Genomic DNA, 21,982 nt, shown 5'->3' on the forward strand with positions numbered 1-21,982 from the left:
CGGAGCCCGCGACATGCCCGCATCGCCCATCGAGGTTTATTCTTGGCCCACGCCGAACGGCCACAAGATTCACATCATGCTCGAGGAGTGCGGCCTGCCGTACCACGCGCACCCGGTGAACATCGGCACCGGCGACCAGTTCGCCCCCGAGTTCCTGAAGATCAGCCCGAACAACAAGATCCCCGCCATCACCGATCCCGACGGACCGGACGGCCAGCCGATCTCGCTGTTCGAATCGGGCGCCATCCTCGTGTACCTCGCGGGCAAGACCGGCAAGTTCCTGCCCACGGGCGACCGCGAGCGCTACGACGTGCTGCAGTGGCTCATGTTCCAGATGGGCGGCGTCGGTCCGATGCTCGGCCAGGCGCACCACTTTCGCATCTACGCGCCCGAGAAGATCGCCTATGCCGTCGACCGCTACACCAACGAGGCCCGGCGCCTGTACGGCGTGATCGACCGGCAGCTGTCCAAGCACAAGTTCATCGCCGGCACGAGCTATTCGATTGCCGACATTGCCATCTTCCCGTGGCTGCGCAGCTGGGAGAACCAGGGCATCACCCTCACCGACTACCCGCACCTGAAGGCCTGGTTCGACGGCATCGCCGCGCGCCCCGCCGTGCAGCGCGGCGTGAAAGTGCTGGCCGACCTGCGTCGTCCCATCACCGATGACAAGGCGCGCGAGATCCTTTTTGGCAAGACACAGTACGAGAAGCGCTGAGCGGCCTCTTATTCGGGCTAGAATGGAAGGCTTGGCGGGGTGTAGCGCAGCCTGGTAGCGCATCTGGTTTGGGACCAGAGGGTCGAAGGTTCGAATCCTTTCGCCCCGACCAAAAGAAAAGTGAAAGCCTGCAACGATGAAAATCGTTGCAGGCTTTTTTCTTTTCCGGGCCGCTCGCGATCACCGCGAATCTCACCGCCCTTTAGACGTTTCGTAGCACGACCCACGGCTTTCCGTACATCGGGCAACGCCGCTGCCTTGTTGTTACACCGTCAAGACAACCTTTTTCTTAAGGAACTACCCGCGAGGCCCTCGGCGCTCACGCAGAATCGAGCCAATCGTGATCGTGTTTACAAAGTAAGCGGAATCGCGTTTACAAAGCCGAAGAGCTGAGTCAGGGATGGACGTCGCAACAGAACCCTCACCCCTGGACCCTTTTCCGATGCTGAATTACTTTTCCCGCTGTTCTTGCGGCCTCAGGCATCTCGCACGCATCGAGCGCCGGCCATGGATGCGGCTCTTCTCGAGCCTGCGCTTCTACCAATGCAGCGCCTGCGGAAAGAAGCAACTGGCGTCCGAACGCGCGGTGAACGACGCGGTCTGGAAGTACCGCTCGGAAAACGTCTGACGCCCCTTCGGCCCCAGCGATCCACAGAGGCATCGGACGGTCGAAACGCCGTCCTTAGCAATCTGTTGCGCGTGCAGCCCTTTCGCTGCATGCCCTGCGCCCCCACAGAATCGAACGCGGGTGCTTCACGGTTGCGCAAACCGCGAAGCAGCGTCGGGGAAAGAGTGTCGACACCTTCCCGGTTTGAACTCTTCTGTGATGCTGCTGAATCTGTTTCTCCGATGTTCCTGCGGCCTGGCCAGCCTTCGCCGCATCGAGCGACGAGCCTGGATGAGGATGCTGCCGGCCCTCAGGTTCTACCGGTGCAGCACCTGCGGCAAGAAGCAGCTCGTGTCGAAGCAGGCCGCCGAGGCCGCCAGGGTGTCGTCCCGCGCCAGCCCCGCCCTTTCGCCCTCTCAACGACCGCCGCCGAAGGCGTCGTGCATGGAGGGATGTAGGTAGAATCCGCGCTTCCCCGGTCAGAGGCAGAAGCGTCCAGACCGTTGATTTTTCGGGTCTGTTGCCGCATCCCTTGCGGCCCGAGGACCGAAGGCTCCGGCCCTCGCTTCTCGACTTGAATCTGCCCGTAGCTCAGTTGGATAGAGCACCTGCCTTCTAAGCAGGTTGTCGGGGGTTCGATCCCCTCCGGGCAGGCCACTTGCGTCTCCAACCGCAACGGGTTTCTCCAACTTTTGCGCCGTTGCTCCGCCGGAAGGACGACGCACAGAGCACGCATGCGCGAGCTATCGTCAAGTCGACACGCTTGCTGCCCATGGATGCGGCAGTCGATTTAACCCGCCCGTCGCCTGCTCGCTCCCTCGCGGTACAGCCCCCTCCGATCTCTCCCAAGACCGCCCAGCCATCCTCCGAAAGGTGATCGCTGCCGTGCTACCGGTATCCGTTGACTCCCACAAATGCGGTATTTGGTTTGCAAAATGGCATGGATAGATTCGGGTCTTCCACCACGAGGAGACGTCGATGAATTACAAGAACCCGCTATTGGCATTCGGCCTTTTTCTTTACGCCGCCCTTGCGGGCGCCAATGAAGCGCAGCGCGCATGCGGGGACTTCGACAGCGCCGTCATGACAACGCGCGCGCAATGCCAGCGCGAGCGAACACAGGACGACAGAGAGTACTGCGCAGCCACCAGGCTCAAACGCGCCCAAGACGCACACGCCTCGTGCCTTGTTCGATTCAACACCCGGGGAGCGGGATCCGTTCAAGAAGCGAGGGAGCGCTCAAATCGCATCCGGCGGGAACCCTGAGGCGAAATAAAGCTTGCAATTCATCATTGACCAACAGGGTTTTATAGGAGTTCACATGATTCGATTTTCTCTCGCCATCTTGCTGGCATTCGTCTCTTCTCATGCACTCGCCAGCAATTGGACGACATCCATGGACAATAAAAGAAAATGTGAAACTGCCGCTCACGAGGCTGAGAAGAATCGCCGACCGATGGCGGCCAACCATTACAAGCAATGCGCCAAGGACTTTCAGACTGCTGCCCAATATTTTCGGGAGAATGACCAGGCGTACAACGGGAAAACGGCTTTTCAGCGTGGGCTCGACCAATACAACCGGGGGAACATGCAATAGCCAATATGCCTCGGCGCGCCGATCGAGAAGATCGGCCACCAGACTGAGTTCAGTGGTCCAATTTTTCTCTCCTCTCCTCAGGACCACCCTTGCCCGCCTTCGTGCGGGCTTTTTCTTGGCCAGCGCAGTCCCAGCCCACTGGTTTCCGTGGACTCCCACAAAAGAGGTATTTCGCTTGCAAATCGAGCGACTAGATTCGACTGGTCTCACATCGAGGGGATGACGCCATGACGATAAAGACCACCGCGCAAGAACCTAACGCCACCTCCAACCGCCGAGGTCGGCATGGCCTCTTGCACGCGATCCAGATCCCCACCCACTTCCTGTCGGTGCTCGTCCTCTCGGCCTGCGTACTGGCTGTTCCTGCGGACGCTCGGGCTCAAGTCAATCCCGAGATCGCCAACTGCGCCGAGCTCAAGGACGAGGCCACAGTCACCCAGGCCGATCTCTGCGCCGCGCATGTCGGCTGCCGCTTCGTGCTGAACGTGCAAAAGACCTGCGCACGCGCCAAGAGCTACCTGGAGCGGCTGCAGGCGGCCATTGGCGAAGGCACGCGCACGCTGCTGTTCGGCTATCGCAAGGAAGTCACCCCCGATGCCATCTTCACGGCAGAGCTGAACAGCGAGGAGCGCAGCAACGAGCGTGCGCTGGGCGCCCGACCCGACGTCCAGCCCCGTGCACAGGACATCGGCAACCGCGTGCGCGATGCGGGCACCGGCGATACCCTGAGCGGCAATGGCAAGAACGGCACCACCTGGGTCTATTACGGCCAGACCCGGGACGGGCAAGAAGAAGGCGCCGGCACGACGATCTTTTCCAGCGGCGAGATCCAGCGCGGCCAGTACCGGCAAGGCGAGAAGCAGGGGGCATTCGACGTCCTGCACCCCACCGGCGACCGGTTCGTGGGCGAGTATGTGAACGGCAAGCGTGTCGGCGCGGGCGCGTACGGCTTCAAGAACGGCGCCACCCTGGTCGGCCGCTGGACCGACACAGGCGCCGTGCAGGGCACCTTCACGCGCGCCGACGGCTCCCGCTTCGAGGGCCTGCGCGTGGACGGCAAGCCCGCCCAGGGCCGCGAGTACCGCGCCGACGGGTCGCTATCCGAGGAAGGCCGCTACGACAAGGGGGTACTGTCGGTAGGCGCGCGCATCGACACCGAGGGCAATCGGATCGACGTCAACCTGCCGCGCGACCGCGAGGCCGCCGCCCGCGCCGAAGCAGAAAAGAACCGGCTCGCGGCCGAAGCCGAACAGCAGCGCAAACGCGAGCAGGCGGCCCAGGCCGAACAGCAATTCCGAACCAGCCTGCAGACGATGAACCCAGGCCAGCTGTTCGCCCGCGCCGACGAACTGAACGCACAGGGCGACCGCGCCCGCGCGCGCGAAGTGCAGCGCACCTTGATGAGCCGCTTCCCCGACCATCCGCTGGCGGCCACGACGGCGCGGCAGATGACGGGCGAGTCGGGTGGCAGCACGACCGCGGGTGGAGGTTCGTCGCCAGCGGGCACGGCCAACGCGGCCAGCCGCCCGGCCGGAACGCGCCTTTCCAGCCAGACCTGCGAAGCCATGAAGCAGTCGGTCATCGCGACGAAGGTCGCTCCCAATGCCTCGATCACCGCCAGCCAGGAAACGGTGATGTTCATGACGAAGACGGTGCTGGACATGATCGCCTCCAACTGCCCCACCGAACCCGGCGTGACTCCCGCCCAGATCGCCGCGGAACGCCAGACGCGCCAGCAGCAGTACGCCGCCGCCGAGAACGCCTGCAATGCCGTGCAATCCGGCGGGCGCCGGTGCGTTGCGCAGAATCATTTCGGCCCCGGCCGTTGACGCCTGCGAGCGCAGGCCTCACGGCATCACGCGAATCCGTTTTTCCCGGGCCTCAGCACCTTGCCCTGAACTGCTGATCCCGGGCCTCCTTGCGCTGCTCGGCGATCCAGGACTGAGTCGCGCCACTCTGCGGTTGCCGCGCCAAACGGTCGTAGTACGCCACCCGCTCGTTGAAGTGCGCGCAACGCGACGTGTCGCCACTGGCCCCCGTCACACCCGGCGACGTCGCGCCGCGTTGCTGTGCGGCCTGTTGCTGGACCGCGTAGCCCTGCCTGGTTTGCCGGTCGGCCATCTCCACCTGCTGCTCCCATGGCAACCCGGCCGGGACCGGCTCGATGCGCTCGACCAATGCGCCCCGCTCGCGGCAGTGATTCGGCGACCAGAAACGCCCGCCACTGTTGCTCACGCAGAGAAACACCTGGGACGCACCGGCCGCCTCGAGGTTGCGCACCGGCGGCGACACGTCGACCACGCGGCCGCCGCTGCCGCCACACGGCTCACCGCTGTACTGGTTGCCGCATCGATAGACCTGCTGGGCATGGGCCATGCCGCTGGCGATCAGGAGAAGGCTGGCGAGGAAGGTGAGGCGCATGGACGCGATGGTAGTAGCGATGCCTCGCAGTGCACAGGTCATCGACGCCAGCCGCGCCGATGCCCCGCACGAACCCGTCACGCCCCGGCCTAGGCGCCCGCTGGCCGCAACGCCTCCCGCGCACGGGCGGAGAGCGGCACGCTCTCGGGCAGCAGCGACAACGCCTGCGCCCCGCACGCCGCCGTGCCCACATTGGCCACGAAAGTCCGCCGTGCGTCTTGGAACTCGAAGATCAGGTTGAAGGTGCCATAGGCCTCGCGCACGTCGACCTGGCGGATGTCCGCGAAAGGCCGCTCGCGCTGGCGCAGCACGCGATACACCAGCTGCTCGCTTTCGATGCGCAAGACAGGGTTCAGGCTGTTGGTCGCCAGCGCCACCCACGGCAGGCCGCGCAGGCCGGTGAAGGTGGCCACGACGGGCACCGCGCCGCCCTTGATCGCAAGGGGCGCAGCGCCCGCCCGGGGCGCCTTGGGCGTACGGAGCTTCTTCCAGAGCCAGTAGAGGAACCAGAACGACAGCCCTTGAAGGACGATCACTCCGACGGTCCCCAGGACGGTCATCCAATCCATCTGCACGTCGCCTTCCTCTGTGACACAGCCTGGGCCCTCCCCCGGCAAGGCGCCATTAAAGCAGAGGGCTCCACGCGCCAGATGCGCGCCGTCTGTCATTTGAATTCTGGATTCAATACTGTACATTTAAACAGTATTCTCAAGGAATCCACATGCCGAAGAACGCATCCCAGTCCAACGCGTGGGTGAACCATGACCCAAGCTGAACTCTTCTTCCCCCGGCCGGCGACGCCGCCCTCGCCCCTCTTCAACTTCCATGAGCCCGCCGCCGCTGCGGTCGCGCTCGAAGACACCGAAGACGAGCCGCGTGACGCCTTTTCCGCCAAGCTGATCGACTACCCCCATTCGTCGGCCGACGCGGTCAGGGTCGCCGAGCAACGCTTCCGGCGCGAACTCGAAAAGCAACTGGGCGCCGACGTGCTACCAGCCATGCGCGCCTTCCAGAACGCCAGCGAGTCGAGCGACACCGACCTCACCAAGCGCGAGATCGCGCTGGCCGCGCGCTGGGTCAAGGCCTACGACGCTGCGCGCACGGCGGGCTTTCGCGACCTGGGCGACACCGACGAAGCCTACTTCGAGGTCAAGGCGATCTAGCACCCCGGCGAGGGCTCGTACCAGTTTTCGGTGATGGCTCCCTCGAGGGCAAAAAGACACACTTCGACGCGTTTGTCTTGTTTGCTTTCACAGGGGAAGAGTCCATGCCGATCCACGTCCACATCCACGGTGTCCATGGACAACCGTCGCGCGTCCGCGCCCTTCGGCACCTGGCTGCCGTGGCCTTGCTAGCCGCGGGCAGCGTCCATGCGGCCGGCTTGACGCACGGCGATGCGGGCAGCGCAGGCACGAGCAGTTCGGTAGGAACAGGCGGCCTCGGCGGCGCCGCAGCCTCGGCCGCCTTCGACGGCGCGACAGCACTGGGTGCGGGCGGCAATGGCGGGTCCGCGACCTCTGGCGGAACCGGTGGCTCGGGTGGCACCGGTGCCAGCGCCACCGCCGGCGGCGCAACGGCCATCGGCGGCGGAGGGACCGGTGGACAGGGCGACGCAGGCGGCATAGGCGGCGCTGGAGGACGTGGCGCCGTGGCATCGGCGGGCGGGGCCATCGCACTCGGCGCGGGAGCCACAGGCAGCAACGGTTGTTGCGGCAACAACGGCCCATCGGGCGGCAGCGGCGCACAGGCATCGGGCAACGCCGCGGTCGCCATCGGCAGCGCTTTGGGCACCCAACAGGGCGCCCAGGCCTCCGGCAATGGCAGCACCGCCATCGGCGGCGCGAGCGACACCGCCTCGGGCGCCGCAGCACTGGCCACGGGCGGCGTGGCCATCGGCTCGGGCAGCCGGGTCGCGAACGGTGCGAACGGCGGCGTGGCCATCGGCGCGAACTCGGTCACCACCTCGGCCAACACCGTGTCTTTCGGCAGTGCGGGACAGACGCGCGGCCTGGTCAACGTGAGCGCCGGCGCGGTGAACGCCACCAGCACCGATGCCGTCAACGGCGGCCAGCTGTACACCGTCCAGCAGAGCGCGGCCAACGCACAGGCCACGGCCTCCGCCGCCAATGGCACGGCCCTCACCGCCATGGCCGACGCGGGCGCGGCGCAAAGCACGGCCAACACCGCAACCACGGCCGCAGCCACGGCCCAGAGCACCGCCAACACGGCACTGGGCGTGGCGAACAACTCCGTGCAGTACGGCGCGGGTGGTGCCCAGGTCGCGCTGAACGCCAACGGCGGCGCCGGCACCACGCTGAGCAACGTGCGCGCGGGCGTCGCCGCCACCGACGCCGCCAACGTCGGCCAGCTGCAGCAGGTGCAGCAAGGTGCGCTGACCACGGCCAACACCTTCACGATGCAGCAGATCGCCGCCTTGCAGGGCGTCATGAACCAGGCGCTGTCCAACGGCCTGTGCAGCTTCAGCGGCGGCAACGTGACCTGCGGCACCGGCACGCAGGCCACGGGCACGGGCGCCACGGCGCTGGGCACCAACGCCACGGCCCAGGGCGACAACACCACGGCGATCGGCAACGGGGCGCAGGCGCGCTACGCGGGCTCGGTGGCGATCGGCGCGGGCGCGAAGGCGCTGGCCGATCCGACGACCGCCGTCGGCAACGACGCCGTCGCCACGGGCAACAACGCGGTGGCACTGGGCGCCAACACGCTGGCCGCGGGATCGAACTCGGTCGCCCTCGGCCAGGGCTCCTTGGCCACGCGCGACAACTCGGTGTCGGTGGGCAATGCCGCCACCGGCCAGACGCGCAGCATCGCCAACGTGGCGCCCGGCGTGCTGCCCACCGACGCGGTCAACCTGCAGCAGGCACAGCAGCTGACGGCGGCCGCGGTGTCGGAGGCGCGCAGCTTCGCGGCCAAGGGCGTGGCCGCGGCGATGGCGATGGGCGACGCGCCGATGCCGTCCGCACCGGGCAAGACCAGCTGGGCCGCGCAGCTGGCGAACTACAAGGGCCACTCCGCGATGGGTGCCAGCGTCGTGCACCGCCTCGCGACGGACATGCCGCTGGCGCTCTCCGCCGGGGTCAGCGGCGCGAGCGGATCGGTGGGTGTGCGCGTGGGGCTGAAGGGCGAGTTCTGACGCGAGGGCGCAGCCCGTCCGCCGCGCATAAGAAAACACGAAAAGCGTATTTCCCAGCGACGGCCTGGCGCGGGCACAGTCCCACGCCTGTATCGCTCTTTTCCGGCGCGCCCTCGGGGCCGCCCGGCTCTCCATGGCATCCATCCACGACACGCCGACGCGCCCCGCCGCGCCCACGGCTCCCGCCCGCCCTTCCACGCTCGCACCCTCCTCTCAGCAACTCGCCGAGCGCTTCCGTCCCGTCTTCGCGCGCATCGCCGAGCACGCGGCGCAGCGCGAGAACGAGCGCGAGCTGGCCTACGCGCCGGTGGCCTGGCTCAAGGCCGCCCGCTTCGGTGCGCTGCGCGTGCCGCTCGCACACGGCGGCCTCGGTGCGTCGGTCGAGCAGCTGTACGACCTGCTGATCGAACTCGGCGAGGCCGACTCCAACCTGCCGCAGATCCTTCGCGCGCACTTCGGCTTCATCGAGCGCCTGTTCGCCGAGATCGACCCCGCGCTGCACGGCCCGTGGATGCGCCTGGCGGCCGACGGCGTGATCTTCGGCAACGCCACCACCGAACTCGGCGAAGGCGCGCTCGGCGCGCTGCAGACCACGCTCACGCGCGACGCGCAGAGCGCCGACACGTGGCGGCTCGACGGCGACAAGTTCTACAGCACCGGCACGCTCTACGCCGACTGGATCTCGGTCGCGGCCCAGCGCCTGAACGACGACGGCAGCAGCGACCGCGTGATCGCGCTCGTGCCCGCGGAGGCCACAGGCGTGGAGCGCGTCGACGACTGGCGCGGCTTCGGCCAGCGCCTGAGCGCTTCGGGCACGACGCGCTTTCGCCAGGTCCGCGTGAAGCCCGAGCATGTGCTGCTGTACGTGCGCGACCAGCCGACGCCGCTCACCGCGCACTTCCAGCTCACGCACCTGGCCACGCTGGCGGGCATTGCGCGCGCCATCGTGCGCGATGCGGTGGCCTTCGTGCAGCCGCGCAAGCGCGTCTACAGCCACGGCAGCGGCGCCACGCCGCGCGAAGACCCGTTGGTGCAGCAAGTGATCGGCCAGCTCGCGAGCACGGCCTTCGTGGCCGCGTCGACGGTGCAGGCGGTAGCACGCGGCCTGGGCGAGGTCGATCGCCACCTGCAGCGCGGCGAGGCCGTGCCCGAGCAGTTGCTGTTCGAGGTGGAGCTGAACACCGCCAAGGCGCAGGCCGGCATCGTCGATGCGGTGCTGCAGGCCGGCACGCGGCTGTTCGACATCGGTGGCGCGTCGGCCTTGCAGGAAGACCGGCGGCTCGACCGGCACTGGCGCAATGCGCGCACGCTGGCGTCGCACAACCCGACGATCTACAAGGGGCGCGTGGTGGGCGACCACCTGCTCAACGGTGCGCGGCCGACCTTCTACTGGGCGGTTGGCGCCATCGCGAGCTGAGACGGAAAGAAAGAAGGAAGAAGCCGCGAGGCGGTGTTCAGACCCGCGGCAGCGCCGCGAGAAAGGTCGACACCACGATGGCAGCCGCGCGATCGAGCTGCAGGATGTCGGCGACGTCGAAGGCGTTCGGCGCCGTGTGGCCGCTGGTGCCGAGCGGCTTGCGGATTTCGACCAGCACTTCGGCGGCGAGTTCGCGATCGCTGCGCGGACGGCCGTCGGGGTGCATCACCCACTCGTCGACCTGCTCGATGGGGATGCTGCGAAACACCCCCACGATCGGGACGTACTTGTAGCGGTCCTCGCCCACGAGGATGGGCACGCTGAGATTGCAAAAAAACGTATTCGTCGACATGCGGAACGCCGTCGCTAGCCAAAGCAAAAGTTGATTAATTGTTTTCGAGTGTGACTCCGATAGTCATTTTCCCGACCGAGGGCATACGGCAAGACGTGACCTTCTGCACACAAAGTGCGGTCAATTCCGCCGAATTACTCGGGAAAACAACTACTTAATTCTTACACAAAGACACGGATGGCGCGCTTTGTGTACGATTTTTGGCATACGAAATGTTGCGACCACCGCTTCGGCCGGCCGAAACGGGCGCGCAAACAGCTGCGCCTCGCAGTGTCCGCACCGCGAGGAACGCAAAAAAACCAGAAGAAGAAATTCAGGCCGGCGCGCTGAACTGCGGCGCCCGCCGCTCGATGTTGGCCTTCACGGCCTCGAGCTGGTTGGGGCTGCCGATCAGCGCCTGCTGCTCCACCGACTCGGCGATCAGCAGCTCGGCGGCGCTGTGCGCGAGCGACGCGTTCAGCAGCCGCTTGCCGGCGCGGATCGCGTCGGGGCTCTTGGCGGCGATCTCGTGCGCCATCTGCAGCGCCTCGGCCAGCGGGTCGGCGGCCACGCGCGTGGCCAGGCCCAGGCGCACGGCCTCTTCACCCGAGAAGATGCGGCCGGTGAAGGTGAGTTCGCGCACGACGTCGGTGCGCGCCAGTTCGCGCATCAGCACCATGCCGGCCATGTCGGGCACGAGGCCCCACTTGATCTCCATCACCGACAGCTTGGTGTCGGCCGCCACGAGCCGGATGTCGGCGCCCAGCGCCACCTGCAGCCCGCCGCCGAAGGCCACGCCGTGCACGGCCGCGATGACCGGCACCGGCACTTCGCGCCACACCATCGCCACCTGCTGCGCGGCGTTCGAGAGGCCGTGCGTGCGCGCGACCAGATCGGTGCCGCCGGCCGCCGCGCCCAGCACGTCGCTGGCGGCGCCCTGCCCCATGCGTTCGAACGACGCCATGTCGAGCCCCGCGCAGAAGGCCTTGCCGCGGCCCGCGATGACCACGGCGCGCACGCTCTTGTCGTCGCGCAGCGCTTCGCCCGCCTGGACCAGCGCGTCGAACATCGCGGGGTCGAGCGCGTTCATCTTGTCGGCGCGCGCCAGCTGCAGTTCCACCACGCCGTCGGCGTGGCGGGTCCATTCGATACGGTCGCTCATTGCATGTCTCCTGTCGGTGTCGGGGTATCGGCTCAGTATCGCGCGACCGGGCCGCTGGGCGATGATGCGCACTGTCGCCGACCCAACACCTCCGCCGCCTCGCCATGCCCCTGGACCGCCGTCACTTCCTCCTGCAATCGGGCGCCACCGCCGCCGTCGTCGCGCTGTTCGGCCAGGGCTGCGCGCGTTCGCAGTTGCCGCCTTCCACGGGCGCGACGACCCCGTCGGGCTTCTTCACCAGCGTGCCCATTTCGCAACGCGATGCGGTGGTGGTGCCGCCGGAATACGAGTGGCAGATGCTCTACCCCTGGGGCGCGCCCACGGGCGTTGCGGGCCGCATGCCGGCCTTCGCGCCCGACGCCGGCAACAGCGCCGACGAGCAGGCCCTGCAGGCGGGCATGCACCACGACGGCATGCACTTCTTCGCGCTCGATGCGCGCGGCGAACGCGGCCTGCTCGTGATGAACCACGAGTACACCGACGAGCAACTGCTGCACACCGACGGCGTGAAGGCCTGGAACGCCGACAAGGTCCGCAAGTCGCTGCATGCGATGGGCGTGTCGGTGATCGAGGTCCGCCGCACACCCGAAGGCTGGCGCCAGGTGATGCCCTCGCCCTACGCGCGCCGCGTGCACGGCCGCACGCCGATGCGCATCGCCGGCCCCGCCGCGGGCACGCCGCTGATGCGCACCGCCGCCGACCCGGCGGGCACCACCGTCTTCGGCACCTTCGCCAACTGCGCGATGGGCGTCACGCCCTGGGGCACCTACCTGACCTGCGAGGAGAACTTCCACGGCTACTTCGGCGGCCCGAAAGAGGCCGCGAACCGCGCAACACCCGCGCAACGCCGCTACGGCACGGTGCCGGGCGCGCAGTGGGTCGAGTACTGGCGCTTCGACGAACGCTTCGACCTGAGCCGCCATCCGAACGAGCCGCACCGCTTCGGCTGGGTGGTCGAGATCGATCCCTTCGACCCCGACTCGGTGCCCGTCAAGCGCACCGCGCTCGGCCGCAAGCGGCAGGAAAGCGCGACCTGCACCGTGGCGAAGGACGGCCGCGTGGTGGTCTACATGGGCGACGACGCGCGCTTCGAATACATCTACAAGTTCGTGAGCCGCGACCCCGTGCGCCCCGGCACCGATGCCGCCGCGCGCGCGGCCAACCGGCACCTGCTCGACGAAGGCACGCTGCACGTTGCGCGCTTCGACCCCGATGGGCGCGGGCGTTGGCTCGAACTCGTGCACGGGCGCCACGGCATCGACGCCGCCAGCGGCTTCGCCGATCAGGCTGAAGTGCTGATTCATGCGCGGCTCGCGGGCGACATCGTCGGCGGCACGAAGATGGACCGCCCCGAATGGATCGCCGTGCATCCGCACAGCGGCGAGGTGTACGTCACGCTCACCAACAACACGCAGCGCGGCGACCTCGGCAAGCCCGGCGCCGACGCCGCCAACCCGCGCGCGCCCAACTTCTTCGGCGGCATCCTGCGCTGGCGCGAAGACGGCGGCGACGCGGCCAGCACCGCCTTCGCCTGGGAGCACTACGCGCTCGCAGGCGACCCCGCGCAGCCCGGCGCCGGCACGCGCTACCCCGGCGACCACGCCGACGTGTTCGGCTGCCCCGACGGCCTGCACTTCGACAGCGGCGGGCTGCTGTGGATCCAGACCGACATGAGCGGACAGTCCATGGGCAAGCCGCCCTATGCCGCGCTCGGCAACAACCAGATGCTGTGCGCCGACCCGGCCACGGGCCGCATCCAGCGCTTCCTCACGGGGCCCAACGGCTGCGAGATCACGGGCTGCGTGGTCACGCCCGACCGGCGCACGCTGTTCGTCAACATCCAGCACCCGGGCGAGTCGCGCGATGACGGCGACGCGAAGCACAACAGCGCCTGGCCCGATGGCACGCAGCCCGGCAGCGCGCGCCCGCGCTCGGCCACGCTGGCGATCCGCCGGCGCGACGGCGGTATCGTCGGCACCTGACAGTCGAACACATCACAACAACAGCCCCAGGAGATCCCCGTCATGAGCATCCGCATCGTCCGCCTCGGCACCCCGCGCGCACCCGGCGAGGGCCTGCGCATCGGCACCGTGCGCCGCCCGCCGCGCGGCGTGCCGAAGACCGAGTTCGCCTCGCAGAACTGGTACGACGTGTGGTACCCCAATCTCGCGCCGTCGGCCGAGACGATGAAGCTGGGGCAGGAAGCCGAGACGCCGGCGCAATGGAACGCCTTCATGCGCAAGTACAAGGCCGAGATGGCCGAGGCCGACGCCAGCCGCAGCCTCGACCTGCTCTCGGCGCTCTCGCACACCGCCGCGCTCGCGGTCGGCTGCTACTGCGAGGATGAATCGCGCTGCCACCGCTCGCTGCTGCGCGGCCTGCTGGCCGAGCGCGGAGCGGACATCGCAGCCTGAGCGAAGTCGTTCAGACCAGCGGCGCGCCGACGAACACGGGCAGTTGCTCTGCCTGCGCCGTGTAGGCGGCGAGCAGCGGAAAGTCCGACGGGCGCACCGCGTCGGGCAGGATGAACTGCGTGAAGGTCCAGGCCACCGCCGCCGAAATGCCGCCCTGCGTGATCGTTTTTTCTGCGGGTGCTGCCAGCGGCGCAGCCGCCAGTTCGCGCTCCACCTCGGCATAGGCCGTATTCAGCTGGCCCTGCACGCGATCGACCCACGGCTGGTGCTGCTTCTCACTGGGGCGCAGGTTGCGCTCGTAGACGATCTGCACCGTCTTCTCGCAGGCCGCGAGCGCGAGCCCCGTGAGGCGCAGGTCGCGCAGCCGGGCGGCCGGGTCGGCAGGCCACAGGCTGCGGCCGGCGACCGCTTGCGCGTGGTCGATGATGAGCGTCGAATCCATCAGCACCGTGCCGTCGTCGCACACCAGCGTCGGGGCCTTGACCACCGGGTTGATCGCGCGGAACTGCTCGAAGGTGCTGAAGACCGAGATCGAGCGGTGCTCGAAACCGAGGCCGAGCAGGCGCAGCGAGATCGCGGCGCGGCGAACGAAGGGCGAGTCGAGCATGCCGACGAGTTGCATGGGGTCTCCTGGAAAAAGATGACCGCCACCATAGCGCCCGCGCCGCGCGCGCAGAAGGGCAACCCATCGAAAATCAGCGCACCTTACCGATCGATCATCGGTCCCCTCTTCTTCCGCTGCACGCCATGACCATCGACAAGAAAGACCGCCTCATCCTCGAAGCCCTGCAGACCGACGCGCGCCAGAGCCTGGCCGCGATCGGCAAGCGCATCGGCCTGTCGCAGCCCGCGATGAGCGAGCGCGTGCGCAAGCTGGAGCATGCGGGCGTGATCGAAGGCTACGGCGCGCGCGTGAACCTGCGCGCGCTGGGCGTGGGGCTGGAGGCCATCATCCGCATCGACACCACGCACGCGGCCATTGCGCGCTACCTCGCGCTCTTCGAGGCCATGCCCGAGGTGCTCGCGGTGGACCGCGTGACCGGTGCCGACTGCTTCTTCGTGCGCTGCGCCATCGCCGAGCCGACCGACCTGGAGCGCGTGGTGGACGCGCTCGCGGTCGACGGTTCGGTGACCACCTCGCTGGTGCTGTCGAGCCCCGTGCGCAAGCAGGTCACGGTGGGCGCCGCGAAGCCGCCGCGCAAGTAGCGTTCAGCGCTGCGCCTTGTCCTTCTGGTTCTGCGCCTCGATGCGTTCGCGCGCGGCCAGCCAGTCGGCGTCGCTCCATTCGCGCAGCTCGTAGAAGTTGCCGCCGGTGGCCAGCGCATTGCCGCCGTCCATCATGATGCTCTGGCCCGTGAGCCAGTCGCACTGGCCCGGCGCCATCAGGAAGGAGGCGAGGTTCTGCAGCTCGCTCATGCGGCCCACGCGCGCCATCGGGTTGGTCTTGATGCTGCGTGCGCCGGGTTCCTCGCCGGGGTTCAGGCGCTTGCTCATGCCTTCGGTCGGGATCTCGCCGGGGCCCACGGCGTTCAGGCGGATGCCGTGGCGCGCCCACTCCACCGCGAGCGACTTGGTCATGACCTCGATGCCGGCCTTGCTCATGGCCGAGGGCACCACGTACGGGCTGCCGTTGTCGACCCAGGTGACGATGATGCTCATCACGCTGCGAAAGGCATCGCCCGGCTTCCACGCGCCCGACTTGGCCTGCGCCACCCAGCGCTTGCCCACGGCCTGCGTCACGTAGAAGCTGCCGTGGAACACGATGTTGGCCACGGCGTCGAAGGCGCGCGGCGAGAGGTTCTCGGTCGGCGAGACGAAGTTGCCCGCCGCGTTGTTGACGAGGCCCGTGAGCCCGCCGCTCTGGAACAGGCTCTCGACCATCTCGTCGACCTGCTGCGCGATGCGGATGTCGACGCCGAAGGCATCGATGCGCCGATCGGGAAACTGCTGGCGCCAGGCGGCGGCGGTTTCTTCGCAGACCGCCTGGCGCCGGCCGCAGATGGCGACATCGGCGCCCAGGCTCAGAAATCGCTCGGCCATGGCACGGCCGAGGCCGGTGCCGCCGCCGGTGACGAGGATGCGCTGGCCGCGCATCAGGGATGCTTCGAACATGAGGGGTCTCCTTGGCGTTGCGGCAGCGGCAGGAGCGCGTGCTGCCATCGGCCGCATGCTACGACTGCCAGGGCGCCATGGCTTGCGGAATCTGGCTCTGCCGGCGGGTGAAAATGGCCGCGCCCCCTTCCCTTCACCCCTGGACCTTCCGGACACACGACCCATGCCCCGTTCCTCCGATGCTTCCTTCCTGCCGCTCGCCGGCGTGCGCGTGCTGAGCCTGGCGCTCAACCTGCCGGGCCCCGCCGCGCTGCTGCGCTGCCGCACGATGGGCGCGGCCTGCCTCAAGCTGGAGCCGCCCGGCGGCGATCCGATGGGGCTGTACAACCGGTCCGCGTACACGGCGCTGCACGAGGGCGTCGAGGTCCGCACGGTCGACCTGAAGACCGAGGCCGGCCAAGCGCAGCTGCACGCCGAGCTGGCCCGCACCGACGTGCTGCTGACCTCGTTTCGCCCGTCGGCGCTGCAGAAGCTGAAGCTCGACTGGGCCTCGCTGCAGGCGCGGCACCCCGCGCTGTCCCAGGTCGCCATCGTCGGCGCGCCGGGCGAACGCGCCGAGGAGCCGGGCCACGACCTGACCTACCTCGCCGAGAGCGGCCTCGTCACCGGCACCGAACTGCCGCCCACGCTGTACGCCGACATGGGCGGCGCACTGCTGGCGAGCGAGGCGGTGCTGAAGGCCGTGCTGCAGCAGACGCGCCAGCGCGGTGGCGTGTACCTCGAGGTGGCGCTGAACGCCTCGGCCGACTGGCTCGCCCTGCCCCGCACCTGGGGCCTGACAAAGCCCGACGGCGCGGTGGGCGGCGCGCACGCCGGCTACCGCGTCTACCCCTGTGCCGACGGCCGCGTGGCCGTGGCGGCGCTGGAACCGCACTTCGCCGCGCGCCTGTGCGACGTGGCCGGCGTGGCGCCGCCGGACATGATGGCGCCGGCCACGCACGCGGCACTGGCCGCCTGGCTCGCGACGCGCACGCGCGCCGAGCTGGAGGCCATGGGCCGTGAGCGCGACGTGCCGCTGCTCACGCTGGCCGACTGACGGCGCTCAGGACGCCGGCAGGCGCAGGTCGCTCAGCTTGCGGTCCAGCTTGATGAGCCAGATGCGCGTCGGCCGCTCCAGGTCGGAGCCGCGCGTGATGCGCGCCCGGGTTGCGCCCGCGGGGCAGCCGCTGAGCTGGCCGTCGACGGCGGCCGTGCAGTCTTCCACGCTGCCGGCCAGGCGGGTGCCATCGGCGCCGAGCAGCACGGTGCCCAGGCCGAAGTCGTTGTCGTTCACCAGCGCCAGGGTCTGGTCGTCGACGATGGTCAGGCCCTCGGCCTTCTCGGCCAGCCAGCCCAGCGCGTTGAGGTCGAGCAGCTCGGTCTTGCGCATCGTCACCACGGTCGAATAGTCGACGCCATTCGAGGGGGCCTGCGTGATGCTGCTGATCTCGAGGTTGTGGTTGAACTCCGGGGCGGCGATGTTCGTCGCGTTGGCCGGCAGCTCCACCAGCATCAGCTTGTTGAACACCTTGCCGTCGCTCTTGCGCGCGCCCTGCTCGATGACGATGAAGCGGCCGTTGCCCAGGCTCACCATGTCGCCGAGCTTGGCGTTGCCGGTGCGGTCCTTGTCGTACTGGCTGCCGTCGATCGGGTAGGCGTAGAGCTTCGAGGTCTCGGTGGCCGGATCGAACGCGAGCCAGCGCGTGAACTTGGCGATGTGGCGCACGTCAGTGTTGCTGCCGCCCGGCGGCTTGGCCTTGATCGACTTGCCGTTGGCGTCGCGCGGGTCGATCGGGCTCTGCAGGAAGCCGTGCAGCACGCCGCTGGCCGCATCGAGCGTCAGGCCTTCCATGCCGCGGTTGGGGCGGCGCTGGGCCAGCACCGCCGGCAGGTCGGTGGCGCCGGGGCCGGGCGCGTACTTCTTCTCGACCACGCCGCTGGCGATGTTCAGGCGCGCGATGAAGGGGCCGTACTCGTCGCTGGTCCACAGCACGTTGCGCGCCTTGTCGAGCACCAGCGTCTCGGGGTCGAGGCCGTTGGCGTCGTAGCCGGCCTTGGCTTCGTCGAACTTGTACTGGTCGGTCAGCGGGGTCTCGCCGGTCGAGCCCACGCCCGAGCGCGGCGGCAGGCCGGTGATCTTGGTGTTGGCGTCGCGCTTGAGCGGCACGCTGGTGCTGAGCACCGCGCCGGTCTTGCCCACGCGCACGATGCCGAAGCTCGGCGCGAACGATGGCGCCGGGAACACCTTGCTGATGCTGGTGACACCGTCGCCGCCGCCGGGCACGGGCGCGGTCGGGCCGTCGCCGTTCGGGCCGCGGTCGGTGATGGCGTAGAACTCGAGCGCGCCGTCGTCGGCTTTGCCCTTGAACGCCAGGCCCGAGCCGTAGGCCGGCAGGAAGCCCTGCGGAAAGTCGGCCTTGATGTCCGCGTTGTCGCCCTCATAGGGCACGTGGAAGCGGGTGTCGGCCTGCAGCTGGTAGCGCGTGACGGCGATGCCGATGGCACCGAGCTGGTTGGTTTGCGTCGACGCCTCGGTGACCGGTGCGGCCAGGCGCGAGGCCAGCGTGTCCTCGAAGTGTTCGCGGGCCAGCATGCGGCGGTTCGAGTCGACCATGCGGGCATTGTAGGGAGCGGGCAACGCGGCCAGCACCGCGTTGAGCGCGGTGTGGAAGGCGTCGGGCGAGGCGTTGAAATCGAGCGCGCCGGCCGTCAGCGCGGCCTTGAGCGCGGGCGTCAGGCGGATGCCGTTGGCGGGGTCGCGGTCCTCGTCGAAGCTCTGCAGCGCGAGCAGGCGGTTGACCACGGCATCGGCCTTCACGTCACTGCCGCCGGCCAGGGTCAACGGGGTGATCGCTTCGCCGCACGCGGCGCTGCCCAGGGCCAGCGCGCCGGCGCTGAAGGTGACGGTCTCGCCGTCCTTGCAGATGAATTCGCCCTTGGCGTTGGTGGCGGCCTTGGGGGCGCTGCCGGCCACGTAGTCGAGGCCTTCCACCGCGGCATCGAGGAAGGTGCCGGTCTTCGACTGTGCAGCGGGCGGATTGGTGGTGCCGCCACCGCCCACGGGAAACGACCAGCCGCCCCCGCCGCCGTTGCCGCCGCCGCAGGCGGTCAGCACCGCGCCAGCGCCCACGAGCGCCAGCCATCCCATCCTCGATCCTCTTGTTGTCTTGCGCATTGCTTGTTGTCCTTGTGATGCGCCCGCGCAAAGGCGCAAGCCCCGGCGATTAGTGCCGAGGCAGATGACAAGCCCGTGAAACTGCAACCGAAAGGTTGCGGTGGTCGGCGCCTTTTCAGCGGCCGCTGCCGTCGCGCTGGCGGTCTTCGCGCTTGACCGCGAGGTAGGTGTCGAGGTCGACCTCGTGCAGCTGGCGCGGGTAGCGCTCGGCCGCCGCGAACCAGTAGCGCTGCCGGCGCTCGGCCGGGTCGTTGGCGCCGGTGGCCAGGTAGGCGTCGAGCGTGAGGAAGTAGCGCATCGCATTGCGCTCCACCAGCCCGCGCAGGCCGCGGATGTACTCGGGCTGGCCGTCGGCGCCCTTGCCCACCACGGTGAAGCCCACCTTGGAACTGCCGAAGGTGGCCAGGTAGGCCTGCGTGGCCAGCCGCACCATCGTGTTGTGGTTATAGCCGTAGCTGAAGTGCAGGAAGGTCTTGCGCTCGTCGAGCGCCACCGCTTCGAGCCGCACGCGGTAGTTGCTGGTGCCGAACGGGCCGGTGTCGGCCGACATCTCGACCTGCAGGTGCTCGGGCGTGGCGCTGGCCACGCGGTAGGCAAATGGCAGCTCGAAGGCCTGGTCGACCGGCTTGTCGTAGCGGCGCACCACGAACAGCGTGAGCGTCTCCTTGCCCTGCGGCGAGGTGCTGATGCGGCAGCGCCGGTTGTTGATGTGCAGCGTGAGCAGTTCGCACCAGTGGTCCGAGCCCTTGAGCGCCGCGCTGACCTTCGACAGCGGGTGCTCGACCACGGCGTAGATGTCGCCCTCGAGGCCGCCGGGCGTCTCGGTGGAGTCGAGCTGCACGGGGCGCCCGAAGCGGCTCTGGTCGAGCTTGTCGCTGAGCTTCTGGTGCTCGGCGCGCAGGGCCTGGGCCCCCGCAGGCGCGGAGGCCTCGGGGGCCGCCGCCTGCGCCAGCAGCGACACGCCGCAGCAGGCGGCCACCGCCAGGATGCGCTTCCACGAAACCGGCACGGGGGGCGAACTGCTCGTCATGGGGCTACACGATACCCCGGTTCCGCCGCACCAGCAGCAGCATCGCCCCCGCCAGCAGCGCCGCCCCCAGCCATTGGCGCGGCGCCATCGGCTGGGCCAGCCACAGCGCCGCCAGCCAGGCGGCCACCAGCGGTTCGATCAGCGTGCCGACCACCGCCGCCGTCGGCGACAGCCGACGCGCGCCCCAGGCGAAGGCCAGGTAGGCGACCGAGGTGGTGGCCACGCCGGTGTAGGCCGCGCCCGTCCATTGCGCCGTGCCCTCGGGCCAGGTGATGCCGTTCGCAACGGCGACGCCGAGCATGCACAGCGCCGCGGCGCTCATGCCCCAGGCGGACGCGGTCACGGCCGGCACCCGCGCCGGCATGCGCGCGTTGCCCAGCACCACCAGCGCGTAGCAGACGGCCGAGCCAAAAGACCACGCGAGCCCGGCGCCGTAGCCCGTCGGCAAGGCGCCCCAGCCGGCGGCCGGCATCACCAGCAGCAGCACGCCCGCCAGCGCCAGCACGAGGCCACCGAGCAGGCGCGCGCCGAAGGGTTCGTAGCCGCGCAGCACCGACACGCAGGCCACGATCAGCGGCGCGCAGCAGATCGAGATCACCGTCGGCAACGCGGCACCCAGGTGCGCGATGCCGGCGAACCAACAGCTCACGTTCAGCGCCATCGCGGCGCCGGTGCCGACGACGTGGCCCTGCTCGCGCCGCGTCAGATGCCGCCACCCGGCATCGGCGACCGGCGAACGCCGCGTCGCCTGCCAATGCAGCCACCACAGCAGCGGCATGCCCAGCGCGAAGCGCGCTAGCGACAGGCTGTGCGGCGCGATGCCGCCATCGATCAGGAATTGCGCCACCAGGGCGCCGCCGCCCCAGAGCACGCCGGCCAGCAACACGCCGCCCCAGGCCAAGGCGGCCGTTGTTCTTGCATTCATGTTGAAACTCTCCGTGAGGCCCGCCGCCTCGGCGTCGCGTCGACGCATTGCCGGGGGCGGGCATGACCATCCGGCCGCCGCCCGGCCTGTCTTCGCTCAGCGGAAGAAGGCGGACGGCAGCGACCACTTGCGGGCCTGACGGGCGCGGCGCGAGGCGCGCGCGAACGTCAGCGGCAGGTCGACGAAGGGGGAGAGTGATGCAGGTGCATGAGCGGCCGATGATAGGAGCGGCGCCCCGCGCCCACAAGAGAGAATCGCCCGCATGTGCCCTGCCCTTTCTCACTGCATGCCATGAAGCGCCAAGGTCGACTCGTTCGTTGGGAGGCCGAGCGCGGCTTCGGTTTCATCCGCAGCCCGGAGGTGTCGGCCGACGTGTTCGTGCACCTGCGCGACTTTCGCGACCGCCAGCTGAAGCCTCAGGTCGGCATGGCGGTGCACTTCGAAGAGATCCATGTCGGCGGCAAGGGGCCGCGGGCGATGGCCGTGGAGGCTGCGGCCTCGGCGGGTGCCGTACCCCGCGCAGCATCACGCGCGCAGCCGCGCCGGCCTTCGGGTCGCAGCACGGCCGGCACGCCGTGGGGTGCGTGGCTGATCGTGATCTACGCCGCGGGCTTGGGCGCCGCCGTCTGGCTCGGTCGCCTGCCGCTGCTCGTGTTGGCGGTCGTCGCGGGGCTGAGCCTGCTCACCTTCGCGGCCTACGCCTTCGACAAGAGCGCAGCGCAGGCCGGGCGCTGGCGCACGCAGGAAAGCACGCTGCACCTGCTCGCACTCGCGGGCGGCTGGCCGGGCGCGTGGTGCGCGCAGCGGCTGCTGCGGCACAAGTCGAGCAAGGCGAGCTTCCTGTGGAAGTTCTACGTCACGGTCGCGCTGCATGGCGCGGCGCTGGGGGCGTGGGTGTTCTGGCTGTCGAAGCACGCGGCCTTGGCCTGACCGCGCCTTC

22 protein-coding genes and 2 tRNA genes are annotated in these 21,982 nt (G+C 68.9%); 15 read left to right on the plus strand and 9 right to left on the minus strand.

Features of this window, described 5'->3' with window-relative positions; all coding sequences use genetic code 11:
• The first annotated feature begins 13 nt into the window (after positions 1 to 13).
• The 7 genes from ACAM42_RS19725 (at position 14) to ACAM42_RS19755 (ending at position 4,751) form a co-directional block, all read left to right on the plus strand.
• Positions 14 to 718 (plus strand): glutathione binding-like protein, encoded by a 705-nt coding sequence (locus tag ACAM42_RS19725; RefSeq protein ID WP_095745562.1) that lies wholly within the window; start codon positions 14 to 16, stop codon positions 716 to 718.
• 35 nt (positions 719 to 753) lie between these two features.
• Positions 754 to 830 (plus strand) — tRNA-Pro (locus ACAM42_RS19730).
• Positions 831 to 1,118: 288 nt separating this feature from the next.
• Entirely contained in the window at positions 1,119 to 1,346 is a 228-nt protein-coding gene (locus ACAM42_RS19735; protein WP_139140219.1) for a hypothetical protein, read from the plus strand.
• 559 nt (positions 1,347 to 1,905) lie between these two features.
• Positions 1,906 to 1,982: transfer RNA gene (locus ACAM42_RS19740), tRNA-Arg, on the plus strand.
• A 321-nt stretch (positions 1,983 to 2,303) separates the two neighbouring features.
• Entirely contained in the window at positions 2,304 to 2,591 is a 288-nt protein-coding gene (locus ACAM42_RS19745; RefSeq protein WP_139704572.1) for a hypothetical protein, read from the plus strand.
• Positions 2,592 to 2,646: 55 nt separating this feature from the next.
• Positions 2,647 to 2,922: a hypothetical protein gene (locus ACAM42_RS19750; RefSeq protein WP_369629096.1), complete on the plus strand. Its 276-nt coding sequence runs from the start codon at positions 2,647 to 2,649 to the stop codon at positions 2,920 to 2,922.
• Positions 2,923 to 3,149: 227 nt separating this feature from the next.
• Complete coding sequence (locus ACAM42_RS19755; protein WP_369629097.1) at positions 3,150 to 4,751, plus strand: hypothetical protein; 1,602 nt, start codon at positions 3,150 to 3,152, stop codon at positions 4,749 to 4,751.
• Positions 4,752 to 4,803: 52 nt separating this feature from the next.
• On the opposite strand, the gene ACAM42_RS19760 is transcribed toward ACAM42_RS19755, so the two are convergent.
• A complete protein-coding gene (locus tag ACAM42_RS19760) occupies positions 4,804 to 5,343 on the minus strand; it encodes a hypothetical protein (RefSeq protein WP_369629098.1) in 540 nt (179 codons plus the stop codon).
• An 89-nt stretch (positions 5,344 to 5,432) separates the two neighbouring features.
• Positions 5,433 to 5,912: a hypothetical protein gene (locus ACAM42_RS19765; protein ID WP_369629099.1), complete on the minus strand. Its 480-nt coding sequence runs from the start codon at positions 5,910 to 5,912 to the stop codon at positions 5,433 to 5,435.
• Positions 5,913 to 6,104: 192 nt separating this feature from the next.
• Here ACAM42_RS19765 and ACAM42_RS19770 point away from each other — a divergent pair, with 192 nt between their 5' ends.
• The 3 genes from ACAM42_RS19770 (at position 6,105) to ACAM42_RS19780 (ending at position 9,914) form a co-directional block, all read left to right on the plus strand.
• On the plus strand, positions 6,105 to 6,506 hold the full coding sequence (locus ACAM42_RS19770; protein ID WP_369629100.1) for a hypothetical protein: 402 nt from the start codon (positions 6,105 to 6,107) through the stop codon (positions 6,504 to 6,506).
• Positions 6,507 to 6,610: 104 nt separating this feature from the next.
• The gene (locus ACAM42_RS19775) at positions 6,611 to 8,497 is read left to right on the plus strand and encodes a YadA family autotransporter adhesin (protein WP_369629101.1); all 1,887 of its coding nucleotides are present in this window, start codon (positions 6,611 to 6,613) and stop codon (positions 8,495 to 8,497) included.
• Between the two features lie 133 nt (positions 8,498 to 8,630).
• Positions 8,631 to 9,914 carry an acyl-CoA dehydrogenase gene (locus ACAM42_RS19780; protein WP_369629102.1) on the plus strand — a complete coding sequence of 428 codons (1,284 nt, stop codon included), beginning with the start codon at positions 8,631 to 8,633 and terminating at the stop codon, positions 9,912 to 9,914.
• Positions 9,915 to 9,951: 37 nt separating this feature from the next.
• Here ACAM42_RS19780 and ACAM42_RS19785 read toward each other — a convergent pair whose 3' ends face one another.
• On the minus strand, positions 9,952 to 10,266 hold the full coding sequence (locus ACAM42_RS19785; RefSeq protein ID WP_070060970.1) for a hypothetical protein: 315 nt from the start codon (positions 10,264 to 10,266) through the stop codon (positions 9,952 to 9,954).
• Positions 10,267 to 10,579: 313 nt separating this feature from the next.
• A complete protein-coding gene (locus ACAM42_RS19790; protein ID WP_369629103.1) occupies positions 10,580 to 11,407 on the minus strand; it encodes a crotonase/enoyl-CoA hydratase family protein in 828 nt (275 codons plus the stop codon).
• A 104-nt stretch (positions 11,408 to 11,511) separates the two neighbouring features.
• Between ACAM42_RS19790 and ACAM42_RS19795 the strand changes: the two genes are divergently transcribed.
• Positions 11,512 to 13,389: a PhoX family phosphatase gene (locus ACAM42_RS19795; RefSeq protein ID WP_369629104.1), complete on the plus strand. Its 1,878-nt coding sequence runs from the start codon at positions 11,512 to 11,514 to the stop codon at positions 13,387 to 13,389.
• Positions 13,390 to 13,431: 42 nt separating this feature from the next.
• Positions 13,432 to 13,821, plus strand: coding sequence for a DUF488 domain-containing protein (locus tag ACAM42_RS19800; RefSeq protein ID WP_369629105.1), 390 nt, complete (start codon positions 13,432 to 13,434; stop codon positions 13,819 to 13,821).
• A 10-nt stretch (positions 13,822 to 13,831) separates the two neighbouring features.
• Here ACAM42_RS19800 and ACAM42_RS19805 read toward each other — a convergent pair whose 3' ends face one another.
• A complete protein-coding gene (locus tag ACAM42_RS19805; protein WP_369629106.1) occupies positions 13,832 to 14,443 on the minus strand; it encodes a glutathione S-transferase in 612 nt (203 codons plus the stop codon).
• A gap of 125 nt (positions 14,444 to 14,568) precedes the next feature.
• On the opposite strand from ACAM42_RS19805, the gene ACAM42_RS19810 reads away from it, so the two are divergent.
• Entirely contained in the window at positions 14,569 to 15,027 is a 459-nt protein-coding gene (locus ACAM42_RS19810; RefSeq protein WP_369629107.1) for an Lrp/AsnC family transcriptional regulator, read from the plus strand.
• A 3-nt stretch (positions 15,028 to 15,030) separates the two neighbouring features.
• Here the strand turns inward: ACAM42_RS19810 and ACAM42_RS19815 are convergent, their stop codons facing one another.
• Positions 15,031 to 15,933: an SDR family oxidoreductase gene (locus tag ACAM42_RS19815; protein WP_062481608.1), complete on the minus strand. Its 903-nt coding sequence runs from the start codon at positions 15,931 to 15,933 to the stop codon at positions 15,031 to 15,033.
• A 163-nt stretch (positions 15,934 to 16,096) separates the two neighbouring features.
• Here ACAM42_RS19815 and ACAM42_RS19820 point away from each other — a divergent pair, with 163 nt between their 5' ends.
• Positions 16,097 to 16,969, plus strand: coding sequence for a CoA transferase (locus ACAM42_RS19820; RefSeq protein WP_369629108.1), 873 nt, complete (start codon positions 16,097 to 16,099; stop codon positions 16,967 to 16,969).
• Between the two features lie 6 nt (positions 16,970 to 16,975).
• On the opposite strand, the gene ACAM42_RS19825 is transcribed toward ACAM42_RS19820, so the two are convergent.
• From ACAM42_RS19825 to ACAM42_RS19835, 3 genes are all read right to left on the minus strand, one after another.
• Complete coding sequence (locus tag ACAM42_RS19825) at positions 16,976 to 19,060, minus strand: esterase-like activity of phytase family protein (RefSeq protein ID WP_369629109.1); 2,085 nt, start codon at positions 19,058 to 19,060, stop codon at positions 16,976 to 16,978.
• A gap of 142 nt (positions 19,061 to 19,202) precedes the next feature.
• Positions 19,203 to 20,117, minus strand: coding sequence for a hypothetical protein (locus ACAM42_RS19830; RefSeq protein ID WP_307586849.1), 915 nt, complete (start codon positions 20,115 to 20,117; stop codon positions 19,203 to 19,205).
• A 4-nt stretch (positions 20,118 to 20,121) separates the two neighbouring features.
• Positions 20,122 to 21,042: a DMT family transporter gene (locus tag ACAM42_RS19835; RefSeq protein ID WP_369629110.1), complete on the minus strand. Its 921-nt coding sequence runs from the start codon at positions 21,040 to 21,042 to the stop codon at positions 20,122 to 20,124.
• A 291-nt stretch (positions 21,043 to 21,333) separates the two neighbouring features.
• On the opposite strand from ACAM42_RS19835, the gene ACAM42_RS19840 reads away from it, so the two are divergent.
• Complete coding sequence (locus ACAM42_RS19840; protein ID WP_369629111.1) at positions 21,334 to 21,972, plus strand: DUF1294 domain-containing protein; 639 nt, start codon at positions 21,334 to 21,336, stop codon at positions 21,970 to 21,972.
• Positions 21,973 to 21,982: the final 10 nt, after the last annotated feature.

The sequence above is a fragment of the Variovorax sp. V35 genome, assembly GCF_041154465.1.
GTDB lineage: Bacteria > Pseudomonadota > Gammaproteobacteria > Burkholderiales > Burkholderiaceae_C > Variovorax > Variovorax boronicumulans.

Excerpts from the sequence above, each read along its gene's own strand:
- ACAM42_RS19810 (WP_369629107.1), top strand. The coding sequence starts at position 14,569 with ATGACCATCGACAAGAAAGACCGCCTCATCCTCGAAGCCCTGCAGACC.
- ACAM42_RS19775 (WP_369629101.1), top strand. The coding sequence starts at position 6,611 with ATGCCGATCCACGTCCACATCCACGGTGTCCATGGACAACCGTCGCGC.
- ACAM42_RS19770 (WP_369629100.1), top strand. The coding sequence starts at position 6,105 with ATGACCCAAGCTGAACTCTTCTTCCCCCGGCCGGCGACGCCGCCCTCG.
- ACAM42_RS19820 (WP_369629108.1), top strand. The coding sequence starts at position 16,097 with ATGCCCCGTTCCTCCGATGCTTCCTTCCTGCCGCTCGCCGGCGTGCGC.
- ACAM42_RS19735 (WP_139140219.1), top strand. The coding sequence starts at position 1,119 with ATGGACGTCGCAACAGAACCCTCACCCCTGGACCCTTTTCCGATGCTG.
- ACAM42_RS19835 (WP_369629110.1), bottom strand. The coding sequence starts at position 21,042 with ATGAATGCAAGAACAACGGCCGCCTTGGCCTGGGGCGGCGTGTTGCTG.
- ACAM42_RS19745 (WP_139704572.1), top strand. The coding sequence starts at position 2,304 with ATGAATTACAAGAACCCGCTATTGGCATTCGGCCTTTTTCTTTACGCC.
- ACAM42_RS19780 (WP_369629102.1), top strand. The coding sequence starts at position 8,631 with ATGGCATCCATCCACGACACGCCGACGCGCCCCGCCGCGCCCACGGCT.
- ACAM42_RS19800 (WP_369629105.1), top strand. The coding sequence starts at position 13,432 with ATGAGCATCCGCATCGTCCGCCTCGGCACCCCGCGCGCACCCGGCGAG.
- ACAM42_RS19825 (WP_369629109.1), bottom strand. The coding sequence starts at position 19,060 with ATGGGATGGCTGGCGCTCGTGGGCGCTGGCGCGGTGCTGACCGCCTGC.
- ACAM42_RS19750 (WP_369629096.1), top strand. The coding sequence starts at position 2,647 with ATGATTCGATTTTCTCTCGCCATCTTGCTGGCATTCGTCTCTTCTCAT.
- ACAM42_RS19840 (WP_369629111.1), top strand. The coding sequence starts at position 21,334 with ATGAAGCGCCAAGGTCGACTCGTTCGTTGGGAGGCCGAGCGCGGCTTC.
- ACAM42_RS19815 (WP_062481608.1), bottom strand. The coding sequence starts at position 15,933 with ATGTTCGAAGCATCCCTGATGCGCGGCCAGCGCATCCTCGTCACCGGC.
- ACAM42_RS19795 (WP_369629104.1), top strand. The coding sequence starts at position 11,512 with ATGCCCCTGGACCGCCGTCACTTCCTCCTGCAATCGGGCGCCACCGCC.
- ACAM42_RS19725 (WP_095745562.1), top strand. The coding sequence starts at position 14 with ATGCCCGCATCGCCCATCGAGGTTTATTCTTGGCCCACGCCGAACGGC.
- ACAM42_RS19805 (WP_369629106.1), bottom strand. The coding sequence starts at position 14,443 with ATGCAACTCGTCGGCATGCTCGACTCGCCCTTCGTTCGCCGCGCCGCG.
- ACAM42_RS19765 (WP_369629099.1), bottom strand. The coding sequence starts at position 5,912 with ATGGATTGGATGACCGTCCTGGGGACCGTCGGAGTGATCGTCCTTCAA.
- ACAM42_RS19755 (WP_369629097.1), top strand. The coding sequence starts at position 3,150 with ATGACGATAAAGACCACCGCGCAAGAACCTAACGCCACCTCCAACCGC.
- ACAM42_RS19790 (WP_369629103.1), bottom strand. The coding sequence starts at position 11,407 with ATGAGCGACCGTATCGAATGGACCCGCCACGCCGACGGCGTGGTGGAA.
- ACAM42_RS19830 (WP_307586849.1), bottom strand. The coding sequence starts at position 20,117 with ATGACGAGCAGTTCGCCCCCCGTGCCGGTTTCGTGGAAGCGCATCCTG.
- ACAM42_RS19785 (WP_070060970.1), bottom strand. The coding sequence starts at position 10,266 with ATGTCGACGAATACGTTTTTTTGCAATCTCAGCGTGCCCATCCTCGTG.
- ACAM42_RS19760 (WP_369629098.1), bottom strand. The coding sequence starts at position 5,343 with ATGCGCCTCACCTTCCTCGCCAGCCTTCTCCTGATCGCCAGCGGCATG.